Origin of the sequence: Brevundimonas sp., from assembly GCF_029946145.1 — a bacterium.
Classification (GTDB): Bacteria; Pseudomonadota; Alphaproteobacteria; order Caulobacterales; family Caulobacteraceae; genus Brevundimonas.
Window position 1 is genome coordinate 190,086 of sequence record NZ_JAQSDY010000009.1, and the last position, 13,138, is coordinate 203,223.

Genomic DNA, 13,138 nt, shown 5'->3' on the forward strand with positions numbered 1-13,138 from the left:
TGCGCTGTCGTGGTTAACGGGGAATGAAGGCCGGTCAGCCGGCCCACAGCCGCCGGGCCTCTTCGGCCATCACGTCGGGGTATTCCTCGGGGAAGAACAGCTTGCCCGCCGGGACCCGGCGAACGCCGCGCGAACCGGGCAGGATGCGGTCCAGATAGTCGGGATCCGCGGGGGAGAAGATGTCGTCGCTCATGCCCCAGACGATGCGGACGGGAATGCTCAGCCGCCCCAGCGCCGCCTCGATCCCGGCGAGGGGGTTGGAGTCGAGCGCCACGGCATAGGCGTTGACCATGGCCTTGCGCGCGGGGCTGTAGACCAGGGGCCCGAGGTAGGTCTCGATGGCGGCGTCGCTCAGGTCCCGGGGGCGGCTGTAGGTCTGGCCGCCGAGGCCGGTTTCGGACCGGGCCAGCGCCTTGTCGGCGAACCAGGGAGCCAGCCACTGGTCGGGGAAGACGCCCTCGCGGGCCATCTCCAGCACCGGCAGAAGCGCCGGCGGCGGGCTGTCGGGCTCGACATCGCAATTGGTGAGCAGAACGGTCCGCACGCGCTCGGGCCGGCGCAACATCAACAGTTGGGCGACCGCGCCGCCGCTGTCGTTGGCGATCAGGTCGAAGCTCTGGATGTCGAGACGGTCCATCAGCTCAAGCAGCATGTCGACCTGATCGGTCGGGGCGACGCCCTGCCCCTCGGCCACACGCGTGAAGCCCAGGCCGAGAGAGTCCGGCGCGATGCAGCGGCGCACATCCTCCAGCCGGTCGATGACGCCCCGCCACTGAAAGCCGTTCAGCGGAAAGCCGTGCAGGAACAGGGCGACAGGTCCTTCGCCCCGGTCCGTGTAGGCGATGTCGCCGAAGCGGGTCTGCAGCCAGCGGCGCTCGGTGTGGAACCGGGCGGCGGCGAGGGCGTCCTCAACGCCCGAGGCGGGCGGGGTGGCGGCGGCCGGGGCGCCCATGGCCAGGGCGGCGGGCGAAAGGCCGGCGGCGGTGATCAGCGTTCTGCGGTTCATGACGGGGCCCCGTTGTCTGGCGGGGTCGGTGTCGCGCCTGGCACGTCGTCGGATCAATAACCTCGCAGGTCATGGCGTCAGGGGCGGATGGCCCCTTAAGGTGAGGCTCATGACGGACGCCATCGTTGTAACCGCCTTCGGGCGCATGATGCGGGACTGGCGCGCCACGCACCGCCTCAGCCAGCTGGAGCTGGCCTTGCGCGCCGACGTGTCGGCCCGGCACCTCAGCTATGTCGAAACCGGCAAGGCCCAGCCCAGCCGCGATCTGGTCGAGCAACTGGCCGAGGCGCTGGAGATGCCGCTGAGGCATCGCAACAGCCTGCTGCTGGCGGCCGGCTATGCGCCGCAATATCGCGAGAGCGAGCTCGCGGCGCCGGAAATGGCGCTGATCCGGCGGGCCATCGACGTGACGCTTGAACGGCACGAACCCTTTCCGGCGTTCACGACCAACCGGTACTGGGACGTGCTGCAGGCCAATCCGGGAATGATCCGCCTGTTGGACGCCGTCCGCCCTGGTGGACCCGGGCACGACAACATCGTCCGGCAGGTCTTCGATCCCGAGGCCATGCGGCCCTTCATCGACAATTGGGACGAGGTCGCGGGCGACCTGATCCGTCACCTGCACCACGAGGCGGCGCGGAACCCGTCCGATCAACGAGCTCGCGGACTTCTGGACGAGGCCCTGGTCTGGTCCGGCGGGCGGGCCCGCTGGCGCAGGGCCGAGGCGCCCGCGCCCCTGCCGGTGATGACCACGGTGTTCCTCGCCGGCGAGCGGCGGCTGACCTTCTTCTCGACCGTGACCCAGTTCGGGGCCGCTTCGGACGCCACCGTCGAAGACCTGCGCATCGAGACCATGCATCCCGTCGATGATGAGACCCGGACGTTTTGCGTCGCCCTGTCCGACGCCCCATGATTCCTCGTCATCGCGCCTGCAGGGGGGAAGGGGGCGGCTTCAGAGCGCCTCCCGGAAGAAGCGGACGACTTCCCGGTTGAACATCTGGTGGAACGCGGCCCGGTCGAATCCGGGCTTCGAGCGGCACAGCACCGGGATCGCCGCCAGCATTTCCGGTGCGCAGGGCGGGAGGAAATCGTAGTGGCCGGCGTCGGCCACCCGATGATACTCGGGCGTGCGTCCCAGCCGGTCCCGAATGGGCTCGGCATTGAAGGGCGCCGGCAGAATCCCGTCGTCGGCCGCCTGCCACATCTGGATCGGGATCCGGATCGCCGCCAGACTCTCGTCTGTGAAGGCCAGACCCAGGGCGGGTCCGGCGATGACCGCAGCCCTGACTCGCGAGTCATGCCCCCGCGATCGCCAGGCCGGAACGTTGATCGGCTGGAGCGCGAACAGGCGGCAGGCGAAGAACTCGGGTTGCGCCTCGCAGTGCCGCAGAATTCGCGACGGATCGCTGACGCCGCCCGCGAGAGCCGTGACCGTGAAGCCGCCAGCCGAGAAGCCAAAGGCCCCGATGCGCGCGGAATCGATCGCCACGAGCCCGGAGTGTTCCTGCGTCATGCGATCGATCAGCAGGCTGATGTGGCGCGGCCGGTCCGACAGCTGGGTCGACCGGCTGTCGTCGCGCCAATTGTCGCCGGGATGGGTCAGGGAGGCGACCACGAAGCCGGCGTCGGCCAGGGCTTCGGCGGTGTCGTAGTGGCCGCGATACCAGCCGCCGTTGCCGTGAGAGATGACCACCAGCGGGCGGGGAACGCCGTCCCCCGCGCCTTCCGGTAGCCAGAGGCCGGCTTCGATTTCGCCACCCTCGGGGTCGGCGAGGCGGAAGACCTGGTCGGCGTCCTGGGCCAGCGCCGGAGCGGTCGAGGCCAGGGTAACACACGCCGCCATGGCGGCGATCAGGGCGAAGGGTTTGCGGAGAATGGACATCGGTTCGGTCCTCGGGATCGGCGGGAATGCCTGTTGATCGGGCGGCGCCCGGGACGGCGCCAGCGCGACTTCGCGAATGGGCGAGCGGGTGCGCGGTCCGGCGAACGGTTCCGTCCCCCGCCGGGTTCGCTATAGTCGCAGCCAGCGAGGGGACGATGATCGAAACGCCGAACACGGCCCGGGCCTGGGCGACGGAGCTGGCCGCCTGCCTCGGCGTGGGCGCGGTGCTGGGGGTGATCGGTCCCTTCGGCAGCTTCTTCAACGACGTCCTGGTCGTGCGGGTGGCCTATTGGGTCTGTGTATTCCTGGTCTGTGGCCTGGCGTTCGGTCTGGCGTTCCGGTTGCTGGCGTCCCGGGCGCACAGGGCGGGCGTTCCCGCCTGGGCCTGGGTCCCGGCGATGGCCCTGGTTGTGGGGATCCCCCTGGCCGGCGTCACGCGCCTGATGGCCGCCGCCATATGGCCGGCGATCCGCCAGTCCGTGGGACTGGTCGAATGGTATGGCCAGACGGTGCTGGTGGGCCTGGTCTACGTCGCCCTGTATGGCCTGCTACGTCGCCGCGCCGCGCCGCGCGCCGCCTTGCGTGGCGGCATCGAGCCGGACTCTCCGCGCATCCTCCGTCGGCTTCCCCCGCGCCTCGGACAGGACCTGTTGTGCCTGTCGATGGAGGATCACTATGTGCGGCTGCATACGACCCGGGGTTCGGCGCTGGTGCTGATGTCGCTGGGTCAGGCGCTTGAGGAAGTCGGGGGGCTGGAAGGCCTTCAGGTTCACCGGTCGTGGTGGGTCGCGCGCAAGGCGGTCGAAGGTGTGATCGAGGACGGCCGCAAGCTGCGGATCCGGCTGAAGGGCGGGATCGAGGCGCCGGTCTCGCGCGCCAGCGTTGCGCGGTTGCGCGCCGCCGGCTGGCTGAAAGATCAGGTCGCGGGCGCCGACAATGTTGGCGACGTCGGACTCCGGTAACGGTGAATCCGGATCCAAAAGGCTTGCTTGCCCTTGTCTAGCAGGTGAAGCGCCTATGTATTCCCGATCCCGAGACCGGAGCCCCCTCATGTCCGACGCCCCCTACGACGCCTCCCGCCACCTGAAAGCCGGACGCGGCAAGGTCTTCGCCTCGATCCTCGACACCATCGGCGACACGCCGCTGGTCGGCCTGCCGCGGCTGTCGGCCGAGCTGAAGCCGAAGGCCACGGTGCTGGCCAAGCTGGAGTTCTTCAACCCGATGGCCTCGGTCAAGGACCGGATCGGCGTGGCCATGATCGAGGCGCTGGAACAGGCGGGGCAGATCGGCCCGGATACTGTCCTGATCGAGCCGACCAGCGGCAACACCGGCATCGCCCTGGCCTTCGTGGCAGCGGCCAAGGGTTATCGGCTGATCCTGGTGATGCCCGAGAGCATGTCGATGGAGCGGCGCAAGATGCTGGCCCTGCTGGGCGCCGAACTGGTGCTGACCCCGGCCGAAAAGGGGATGAAGGGGGCCATCGCCATGGCTCAGGAGCTCAAGGACCGGACTCCCGGCGCCGTCATCCCGGCCCAGTTCGACAATCCCGCCAATCCGGCCATCCACCGCGTCTCGACGGCCGAGGAGATCTGGAACGATACGGCGGGGGCGGTGGACATCATCATCTCGGGCGTCGGCACCGGCGGCACCATCACCGGCGTCGGTCAGGTGCTGAAGGCGCGGAAAGCCTCGCTGCGCATGATCGCGGTCGAACCGACGGCCTCGCCCGTATTGTCGGGCGGGGAGCCGGGGCCGCACAAGATCCAGGGCATCGGCGCGGGCTTCATTCCCTCGATCGTCGACCGCTCGGTCATCGACGGGGTCGAACAGGTGTCCAACGAGGACGCGTTCAACATGGCCCGCAAGGCGGCGCGGACGGAGGGGATTCCGGTCGGCATCTCGTCCGGGGCCGCCCTGGTCGCGGCCTTCCGTCAGGCGGCGCTGGACGAGAACGCCGGCAAGACCATCGTGGTGATCATTCCCAGCTTCGCCGAACGCTATCTGTCGACGGCCCTGTTCGAGGGGCTGTAACCGTCACAGGCGGTTAACCGGCGAAGCCGTAATCTCGCGCCGACATGTCCGATCTCGCGCCGATTCACGAGGAGCCCGCCCCGGAAGGCGGTTTCCGCGCGCGCCATGCGCTGCTGAAGCGTCTGGCCGACGTGGTGTCTCTGCCCGCCAGCCGGATCAACGCCTTCGAGCGCGCCGTGACCGGCGACCTGCTGGTGGAGATGCTGCGTCTGGCCAGCGCGGAAGACCGTCGGCGCGTCGCCCAGCGGCTGGCGCCCCTGGCCGAACTGCCCAACGCCCTGGCGCGGATGCTGCTTCGCGACGAGCCGGCGATCGCCGGCCTGCTGATCGAACAATGCGCGTCGCTGTCGGACGCCGACCTGGTCGCCTGCGCGCGCGACACGGGCCCTGAACACCGGTTCCTGATGGCCAGCCGCCGGTCGCTGTCCGAGGTCGTGACGGAGACGTTGCTGAGCTTTGGCGAGAGTCATGTCATCGAGGCGGTGCTGCGCAACAACACCGCCCGCCTGTGCCAGACGGCAATCGAAGGCGTGGTCAGCCTGAGTCGGCAGGAGCCGCAGTTGTGCGGTCCCGTGCTGAAGCGGCCGGAACTGCGTCCGTCCGGCGCCTATGTGATGTTCTGGTGGTGCGGGCCCGAGGATCGCCGCACCATCCTGCAGCGCTTCGCCGTCTCGCGCGAAGTCATGCAGGAAGTGGCCGAGGACGTCTTCGCCATGGCCGCAGAAGAGAACTGGCAGGATCCGGTGTCGCGCAAGGCGCTGCAGTTCATCGAGCGCCGCCAGCGCAACCGTGCGGCCATCTCCAAGAGCCCGTATGGCGGACTGGAGCAGGCGGTCGCGGCAGCCGCGGCCGGCGGCCTGAACCGCGAGGTCGCGACCGAGATCGCCTATCTGTCGGGAATCAAGCCCATCACCGGCGCCAAGATCCTGGGCGATCCCGGCGGCGAACCGCTGGCGATCCTGTGCAAGGCCACGGGTCTGGGCAAGAGCGACCTGCAGAACCTGTGGCGGTCGATGCGCCGGCCCGAGACGGCCGAGGACGGTTCGGCCCATCCGGCCTGGGAGCGGGTGCAGATCACCTATGACATGCTGGCGGTCGACCGGGCCCAGACCGTGTTGCGTTACTGGAACTGGTCGTTGTCCTCGGCCCTGACGCCCGCTCTACTCCGGGCAATCCGCGACGGCGAGGATGAGGGGATCGATGATTATTCCGCCCCCGAGCGCGCCGCCATGCTGGCTTTGGCGGAAAACTTCGGTCGCTGATTACCGCAATGCAACCAAAACGAAACGGGCTTCTACCCGGTCTGGTGGCGGCTATAGTAAACCTCTCGTATCCAGCGCGACTTTGTTGCGGTGATCGATGCTGTGGTTGCTTTCAGTATGGAACAAATCTATTGACCTCGACACCGACTGATTCAGTCCAGAATTGATTTCAACAAGACGGGGCCTGCACGTGGAAGACAACGCTCAACTGCTCGAAATGACGGCGGACATCGTGTCGGCCTATGTCGGAAACAACAATGTTCAGGCGATTGAAGTGCCGGGGCTGATTTCCAGCATTCACGCCGCCCTGACCCAGGTTTCCAGCGGCGCCGTCGAGCCCGAGCCCGAGGTCAAGGACCCGGCGGTTCCGGTGCGCAAGTCGATCACCCCCGATTTCCTGATCTGCCTGGAAGATGGTCGCAAGTTCAAGTCGCTGAAGCGGCACCTGCGCACCAAATACAACATGAGCCCCGAGGAATACCGGGCCAAATGGGGTCTGGCGAAAGACTATCCGATGGTCGCTCCGAACTACGCCAAGGCCCGTTCGGATCTGGCCAAGTCGATGGGTCTGGGGCAGGGCGGCCGCAAGCCCGCCCGCGCCGCCGCCACCGCAGGACGCGCCAAGAAATAGTCCGCCCTGTCGGTGGTCTGGAACGCCCGCATCCGGTGACGGAGGCGGGCGTTTTCGTGCGGCTGGTGGACGCCTGAGGCCGGCTGGCTGTCTCGACCACTGGCCACCAGCCACTGATCACGAACACCTACGCCGCCTGGGCGCCCCGACGCATGCGCCAGAAACGCAGGGTCCGGAGGGCGGCGTCGCGGCTGAGTTCGGCGTACATCCGGGCGTAGGAATGCGCCTTGGCCATGGCGTCGCCGTCGTCGTTGAGCAGCACCACCGCATAGGTGAGGAACAGGGCTCGATCGAGGTCCGCCGACTTGCAGACCACGGCCAGGGCGTCCAGCTCGCGGCGCTCCACGATCTGGCGGGCGGTATGGAAGTCGATGTCCGACAACTGGGCCAGGGCGATCAGGAAGGACGTGGTCCCGCCCGAACGCAGGAAGCGGGCCAGCATCCGGGGCGACAACTGGCCGGCGGCCTTCAGCTCTTCGACATAGGCCAGACATTCGGCGTAGTCGGCGGGAAGGGCGCCGTCGTTGGTGGCGATGCGGGTGCGGCCGGCGGCGATAGCGCTTTCCAGCAGGGCGGGATCCAGACGCGCGTTCTGTTCCAGGATCTGGGTCCGCAACCGGGCCTCGACCACGAAATACATCTCGTTCAGCAGGTCGGGCGGCAGGCTGGCGCGCTCGACCGCCGCCTCATGCAGGGCGGGGTTGGCCTTGGCCCGCTCGATCGCGGTTTCCGACGCCTGGCGCGACAGCCGGGCGCCGTCGTTGCGCAGCAGCGTGCCCAGGGTCTCGTCGTCGCCGCGTTCGACGATGACGTCCGAGACCGCCTCGGACACCGAAGGCCGGGCGGAGACAGCCCGCAGATGGTCCTGGCCATGTTTACGCACGACGCCCAGCAGGTCTTCGTCAGTCAGTACCGGCGAGGACGCCAGCACGGCGCCGGCGACGGCGGCTTCGTCATTGGCCAGCCGCCGGATCAGGTTGTGGGGCGCATCCGGGGCCGAAGCGAACCGGGCCGACAGTTCGGCGCGGACGGCGACTTCCATGTCATCGGTCAGCCGGGTCAGGACGGCGCCGTACAGGGTGTCTTCCGTCGCGGTGCGGGTCGTGCCGCCGAAGAAATGATCGGTCAGTTCACGCAGCAGGGCGCGCCGTTTCTCGCTCGAACCCTCCTCGGCGAGAGAGATCAGGTCGGGAAGCCGCGAAGGCGCGGAGGTCGGGGCCGCGGCTTCGCTCACTGATGGTCCCCGTCGGAGGCGGCGGGAGCGGGGCGCGTCCGGCCCTGGCTGTCACGGATGAGGGTCGGACCCTGTTCGGGCTCGGCCAGGTCCTGGGACGCTGGTGTCTGGGTCATGGTGATCGCCAGGGCGTCGACATAGGTCGGTTCGGGCATCGCCAGCGCATCGGGCTGACGGCCGTTCTGGCGATGGACGGAATAGTAGCGGGCCCCCTGTTGCGGCGGGCGCTCTCCAGTATTGCTCACCTGGGCGACATGACGAGGGGCCGGCGCGGCGGCCTGACCCTGCGGCGCGGCGGCGGCTTCGGCGACAGGTTCGGGCCCGGGCGCGGCCTGCTGCAGGCGGAAGATGGGCGCGTCGCGGCGGGGCGCCATGGGGTCGGCCGGTTCGCCCGGGGTGGCGGGCATGTCCGACGGGGCGGGTCCGGACGCTGGCGCATAGGCGATGTCGGCAGGAACGGGCTGGCCGCCCCTGCCCTGGTCAGGAAGATATTCGGGCGTCGGCGCGGGGCGGGGTGCGGTCGAGGCGGCGGGGGCCGGCACGGGCGCTTCCATGCGGACCGGAGCTGGAGCGGGCGGCGGCGAGGCCGGCCGCAGCCAGGCGTTGGCCGGCGTCAGGGTCCGCCGCGGAGTGGTGGACGCCGCCGGGACGGCGGCAGGCGGCGGCTGGACCGCGCCGAAACCGCCGTGGGGGATGACGAGGTTGGAGCGGCGCAGGCCCGTGCGCGCCGCGGCTGAAGCGGCAGGGGCGGGGGCGGCTGCGCTCCGGCCCGGCCAGGAGAGTTGACGCAGATCCTGGCGAGCGGCCGGCGCCGGGGTCTGGGCCACGGCGGCTCCGGCCAGCATCGTGGCGGCGACAAGCGCGATCGGGAGGCTGTGGACGCGACGCAAGGGGCGGCTCCGGACGCAAGGACTGGAGTCGTACGCTAGGCGTCAGGGCCTTAAGGCGGGCCTAACGCGGCAACCCCGCCGCACACGTGGGGCGCGAATTTCTACAGGTTTCGCCGGTGCACGGCGCGCTCGAGCGCGCTTACCGCCGCGTTGAGCGCCAGGCCCATGACCATCAACAGCACCAGAGCGGCCAGCATGTCGGCGGTGCGCAGGCGGTTGCCGGCCTCGAGCAGGCGCCACGCCAGCCCCTGGGTCGCGCCGGAGCCCGAGACGAACTCGGCCACCACCGCCCCGATCACCGCCAGTCCGGAGGCGACCCGCAGTCCCTCGAGCATGAAGGACAGGGCGGCCGGAAGACGCAGGCGGATCAGACGCTGGACGGGGGAGGCGCCGTAGAGGTCGAACAGGCGTTCGAGATCCGGATCGGCGGCCTTGAGTCCGGTCAGAACCCCCGAGAAGAGCGGGAAGAAGGCGACGGCGGCGGCGAGGGCGACGACGGCTCGATCCGCGTGATCCAGGCCCGTCCAGATCAGCACCAGCGGCGCGATGGCGACCACGGGCGTGACTTGCAGCGCCACGGCCAGTGGGCGAACGGCCTGTTCGGCGGGCCGGCTCAGGGACACGATCAGCGCGAGGCCGCCGCCCAGGAGGGAGGCGACGATCAAGGCCTGCGTGGCCATCCAGAAGGTGGCGGCGGCGGAGGCGGCGAGCACCGGCGCCCGGACGATCAGGGAGAGGACGACAGCACTGGGCGGGGGCAGGAACCAGACGGGGACATGCAGCGCCCGGCAGGCGATCTCCCATGCCGCGAGGAGCAGGGCGGTCAGCAGGAGCGGCGGGAGGAGACGCGTCATGCGGCCTTCCGCGACGAGGGGGTCATTGCATCGGCGAGCGTCCGGGCCAGTTCCTCCACGGCCGCGCGATAGCCCGCGTCCATGCGCCAGCCCTCGGGGCGTGGCAGGATCCCGGGCGAGACCTGTTCCGCCGCGATGCGTCCGGTCGCCGCGTCCAGCACCAGGGCGCGGCCGGCCAGATAGACAGCCTCCTCCACATCGTGGGTCACGAAGACGATGGCGGCCCGGGGCGAGCGGGCCGCCCACAGCCCGTGCAGGTCTTCGATGAGGCGACGGCGGGTGACGCTGTCGAGGGCCGCGAAGGGCTCGTCCAGCAGGAGCAGGTCAGGTTCGCCGACCAGGGCGCGGGCCAGCGACACGCGCATGGCCATGCCGCCGGAGAGTTGACGCGGGCGGGCGGTCAGGCGGTCGCCCAGGCCCACGGCGGCCAGCGCCTGATCCGCCCGGCGGCGGGCCTCGGAGGCCGGCATGCCGGCCAGTTCCAGCGGCAGGGCGACATTGGTTCTGGCGTCGGCCCAGGGCATCAGGGTGGCGGACTGGAAGACGAAGCCGGTGCGGGCGGGCGCGGCCGCACGATCGACCCGTCCTTCGGCGGGGGGCTCCAGTCCGGCCAGCAGCCGCAGGATGGTGGACTTGCCGGCGCCGGATGCTCCCACCAGGGCGACGATCTCGCCGGGGGCGATGGACAGTGTGATCGGACCGAGCGGCGGACGGCCGGGATAGCGAACGACGGCGTCCGAGAGCGCGGCCGTCGCCTCAGCCACGGCCGGGCAGATACTGGGTGGTGAAGGCCTTGCGCCAGTCGAGGCTGGCCGGATAGACGCCGGCGCCCGAGGTGACGTCGAAGAAGGCCTGCCAACGTTCCGCGGTCATGGCCCCGAGGCCATAGAGGGCCGCATCGCCGCCATCGACGATGCCGTTGGACTTCAGCTTGGCCCGGGCCTGATCCAGGATGGCCTGGGTCATCTCGGGATTGGCCTTGCGGATCAGGGCGTCAGCCGCCTTGCCGTCGCCCTGGATGTAGTCGCGCCAGCCCTCGGCCGAGCCGGCGATGAAGCTGCGCAGGGCGGCGGCGTTGTCGCGGGCGAAGGCGTCGGGGGCCAGGACCATGGTGGCGTAGGAGGGATAGCCCTCGTCAGCCAGCAGGAAGACCTTGGGGGTGAAGCCCGCCTCCTGCTCGATCGTCCAGGGCTCGGAGGTCAGATAGCCCTGCTGCACCGCCCGCTCGTCGGCGAGGAAGGGGGCGAGGTTGAAGGTGTATTTGCGCACCTGATCGTCGGTGAAGCCGTATTTGGCCTTCAGCCAGACCCAGAAGGAGGTGATCGAGGCGTCGGCCAGAAGAAAGGGGCGGCCTTGAAGGTCCGCGATGGATTCCAGCGCCGGGTCGGGGTGGGCGATCAGGACCTGGGGGTCCTTCTGGAAGAAGGCGGCGACGGCCTTCACCGGCGCTCCCTCGGCGACCAGGTTCAGGGGGATGAAGCTGTTGGAGCCCATGCCGAGCTCGACCGCGCCCGAGGCAAGGAGCTGGGGCACGTTCACGCCGGGTCCGCCCTGGATGATCTGGACGTTCAGCCCGCGCCGGGCATAGGCCCCCGAGGCCAGGGCCTGGTAGAAGCCGCCGTGCTCGGCCTGGGCGCGCCAGTCGGTGGCGAAGCGCAGGCGGACGCGGCCTTCCTCATCGACCGGAGCCTCGGACCGCTGGCAGGCCGAGACGGCCACCGCAGCCGCGAGCGCGCCGGCGCCCGCGATCACGGCGCGGCGATGGAGCGAGGCTGGCCGATTCCCGCGCAAGGTCATGGCCTTGGTTTACGGCGCAGTCGGGAGAAGGGGAAGGGGGCGCAAAGTCGTCAGCGGCCGCGCCGCGAACGATAGTGCAAACCGGAATTGAGCGAGGGGACGAAAGTCCCCGGCGAACCGGCTTCCCTCGTCCCCTCGCCAAGTCCGGGTTGGACTTGGCCATTGAGGTTCAGGACCCTGGCTTTGCATCAGCGAGGCGAACCCCGGCGATGGTCGGCTGTATCCTGTCGCGCTCCTGGTCTCCGGCGTTCCACAAGGTCAAGCCTCGCGCCGTCCATCGATCCCGATCCGGTTCCCTCGGGGTTTTCTCCGGCCGAAGCCTTTGAAAAGTCCTTTGGGCCTTGATCCTGTCTCCCGTCCGTTAAGGTCGAAACCCCCCGGTGCGTTCGATCAGAGAGCCGGGCCGGTCCGCTTTGAGCCCCGGGTCTCCCCGGTTTTCCGCGCCGCCGTGTCCCTCGGCCTGTTGACGTTCGCGCCAAATCCGTTAGACGGCAAGCGCCCGAATTCGGCCGGCTGTGCGGAACCGGCCCGGCCCCGGTGGACAACCCTGTGCATATCTGTGGGCGGACCAAATTCGCGGAAGCGAATCAGGAATTTGCGTTTTCCACAGAATCGTCGTCGTCGGTCTCGGTGGTTTCTTCGAACACCACGCTCAGGGCGATGTTCTTGATCTGGGACTGGTCAAGCTGAAGTCTCGGAATCGGCAGTTCGCGCGCAATGACCTTATGCCCGATCGTTTTCCCATCGGCGTTCAGATAAAATGATCTGCAGTTGCGAAGTGTGAGCGAGACAATTTGCTTGTCGGCGTTCAGTGAGAGATTCTCGACCTGCCCTTCGTAGCCAACGAGGGCCTTTGGCGCTTCAATGTCGGTAACGACATAGGCGATCAGGTGTTTGAGACCTCCTGGTTCAGGGTTCATTTGGGCAAGGACGGGACTCAACCACCCGTACAGGAATGTGTGGAAGCCTGACCCCGCTGATGCCTGCCCCGAAATTCGCGCTGTCAGGCCATAGGCGACTATAGACAGCACACCCAAGTTTAGCAGCAACAAGGCAGTTTCGACGCCAAGTGCCGGGTCTGCCTCTCCCGGGCCACCGAGAAAATATGCATAAACGTTGGGTGTCCATCGCGTCTCGAAGATCGGTCCCAAGCAAAGCACATAGAGGTCATTGAGAGCGAGGAGCGAAGAACCTACGGCGTGTGAGGCCAAGGCGCCGAAGATCACGACGGCCAGCGCCATAAACGAATTTGGCGCCGGGGCGGCCGGATGAACTACATCCGCTTGCTTCGCCATAAACAGACCGGCGTAGGTCGCCAAGCCTGGCGCAAGGACGAATAGGGCCCACGCGAGGCTCAGGCTAATGGTCAACCTTTTGCCGTCACTTTGCGATGGGGCGTCTGCCTAGCATCAGACTGCTTGGTCGAAAGGACGATCACGCCATCCGGCCGAACTTTTCCGGCGGCCATTACGGCTGACCAGCTGCCGTACCTCTTGACCAAGGTCTGGCCTGATCGGAGGGCCTTGTCGGAGTTCATCTTCATTGACGACA

At 68.6% G+C, this 13,138-nt stretch carries 13 protein-coding genes; 5 read left to right on the forward strand and 8 right to left on the reverse strand.

Annotated elements, in window-relative coordinates; translation table 11 throughout:
• Positions 1-34: 34 nt before the first annotated feature.
• The gene (locus PSV23_RS03260; protein ID WP_300466079.1) at positions 35-1,006 is read right to left on the reverse strand and encodes an alpha/beta hydrolase; all 972 of its coding nucleotides are present in this window, start codon (positions 1,004-1,006) and stop codon (positions 35-37) included.
• 109 nt (positions 1,007-1,115) lie between these two features.
• Here PSV23_RS03260 and PSV23_RS03265 point away from each other — a divergent pair, with 109 nt between their 5' ends.
• On the forward strand, positions 1,116-1,919 hold the full coding sequence (locus PSV23_RS03265; protein ID WP_300466080.1) for a helix-turn-helix transcriptional regulator: 804 nt from the start codon (positions 1,116-1,118) through the stop codon (positions 1,917-1,919).
• Positions 1,920-1,958: 39 nt separating this feature from the next.
• Here the strand turns inward: PSV23_RS03265 and PSV23_RS03270 are convergent, their stop codons facing one another.
• On the reverse strand, positions 1,959-2,888 hold the full coding sequence (locus PSV23_RS03270; protein ID WP_300466081.1) for a dienelactone hydrolase: 930 nt from the start codon (positions 2,886-2,888) through the stop codon (positions 1,959-1,961).
• A gap of 155 nt (positions 2,889-3,043) precedes the next feature.
• Between PSV23_RS03270 and PSV23_RS03275 the strand changes: the two genes are divergently transcribed.
• The 4 genes from PSV23_RS03275 (at position 3,044) to PSV23_RS03290 (ending at position 6,812) form a co-directional block, all read left to right on the forward strand.
• Entirely contained in the window at positions 3,044-3,850 is an 807-nt protein-coding gene (locus tag PSV23_RS03275) for a LytTR family DNA-binding domain-containing protein (protein WP_300466082.1), read from the forward strand.
• An 88-nt stretch (positions 3,851-3,938) separates the two neighbouring features.
• Positions 3,939-4,919 (forward strand): cysteine synthase A, encoded by a 981-nt coding sequence (gene cysK / locus PSV23_RS03280; protein ID WP_300466083.1) that lies wholly within the window; start codon positions 3,939-3,941, stop codon positions 4,917-4,919.
• Positions 4,920-4,963: 44 nt separating this feature from the next.
• Positions 4,964-6,181 carry a DUF2336 domain-containing protein gene (locus tag PSV23_RS03285; protein ID WP_300466084.1) on the forward strand — a complete coding sequence of 406 codons (1,218 nt, stop codon included), beginning with the start codon at positions 4,964-4,966 and terminating at the stop codon, positions 6,179-6,181.
• A 190-nt stretch (positions 6,182-6,371) separates the two neighbouring features.
• Positions 6,372-6,812: a MucR family transcriptional regulator gene (locus PSV23_RS03290; protein WP_300466085.1), complete on the forward strand. Its 441-nt coding sequence runs from the start codon at positions 6,372-6,374 to the stop codon at positions 6,810-6,812.
• Between the two features lie 127 nt (positions 6,813-6,939).
• On the opposite strand, the gene PSV23_RS03295 is transcribed toward PSV23_RS03290, so the two are convergent.
• The 6 genes from PSV23_RS03295 to PSV23_RS03320 all read right to left on the reverse strand — a co-directional run bounded on the left by PSV23_RS03295 (position 6,940) and on the right by PSV23_RS03320 (position 12,906).
• Positions 6,940-8,046: a DUF2336 domain-containing protein gene (locus PSV23_RS03295; RefSeq protein WP_300466086.1), complete on the reverse strand. Its 1,107-nt coding sequence runs from the start codon at positions 8,044-8,046 to the stop codon at positions 6,940-6,942.
• Complete coding sequence (locus tag PSV23_RS03300; RefSeq protein ID WP_300466087.1) at positions 8,043-8,936, reverse strand: hypothetical protein; 894 nt, start codon at positions 8,934-8,936, stop codon at positions 8,043-8,045. Before PSV23_RS03300 ends, PSV23_RS03295 begins: the two co-directional genes overlap by 4 nt.
• A gap of 101 nt (positions 8,937-9,037) precedes the next feature.
• Positions 9,038-9,790, reverse strand: coding sequence for an ABC transporter permease (locus PSV23_RS03305; RefSeq protein WP_300466088.1), 753 nt, complete (start codon positions 9,788-9,790; stop codon positions 9,038-9,040).
• The gene (locus PSV23_RS03310) at positions 9,787-10,554 is read right to left on the reverse strand and encodes an ABC transporter ATP-binding protein (protein ID WP_300466089.1); all 768 of its coding nucleotides are present in this window, start codon (positions 10,552-10,554) and stop codon (positions 9,787-9,789) included. The genes PSV23_RS03305 and PSV23_RS03310 overlap by 4 nt, the downstream gene beginning before the upstream one ends.
• Entirely contained in the window at positions 10,547-11,587 is a 1,041-nt protein-coding gene (locus PSV23_RS03315; RefSeq protein WP_300466090.1) for an ABC transporter substrate-binding protein, read from the reverse strand. Before PSV23_RS03315 ends, PSV23_RS03310 begins: the two co-directional genes overlap by 8 nt.
• A 587-nt stretch (positions 11,588-12,174) precedes the next feature.
• Positions 12,175-12,906, reverse strand: coding sequence for a hypothetical protein (locus tag PSV23_RS03320; RefSeq protein WP_300466091.1), 732 nt, complete (start codon positions 12,904-12,906; stop codon positions 12,175-12,177).
• Positions 12,907-13,138: the final 232 nt, after the last annotated feature.

Bases quoted from the DNA above. Each gene is read 5' to 3' on its own strand.
- PSV23_RS03260 (WP_300466079.1), bottom strand. From the start codon at position 1,006: ATGAACCGCAGAACGCTGATCACCGCCGCCGGCCTTTCGCCCGCCGCC.
- PSV23_RS03265 (WP_300466080.1), top strand. From the start codon at position 1,116: ATGACGGACGCCATCGTTGTAACCGCCTTCGGGCGCATGATGCGGGAC.
- PSV23_RS03270 (WP_300466081.1), bottom strand. From the start codon at position 2,888: ATGTCCATTCTCCGCAAACCCTTCGCCCTGATCGCCGCCATGGCGGCG.
- PSV23_RS03275 (WP_300466082.1), top strand. From the start codon at position 3,044: ATGATCGAAACGCCGAACACGGCCCGGGCCTGGGCGACGGAGCTGGCC.
- cysK (WP_300466083.1), top strand. From the start codon at position 3,939: ATGTCCGACGCCCCCTACGACGCCTCCCGCCACCTGAAAGCCGGACGC.
- PSV23_RS03285 (WP_300466084.1), top strand. From the start codon at position 4,964: ATGTCCGATCTCGCGCCGATTCACGAGGAGCCCGCCCCGGAAGGCGGT.
- PSV23_RS03305 (WP_300466088.1), bottom strand. From the start codon at position 9,790: ATGACGCGTCTCCTCCCGCCGCTCCTGCTGACCGCCCTGCTCCTCGCG.
- PSV23_RS03315 (WP_300466090.1), bottom strand. From the start codon at position 11,587: ATGACCTTGCGCGGGAATCGGCCAGCCTCGCTCCATCGCCGCGCCGTG.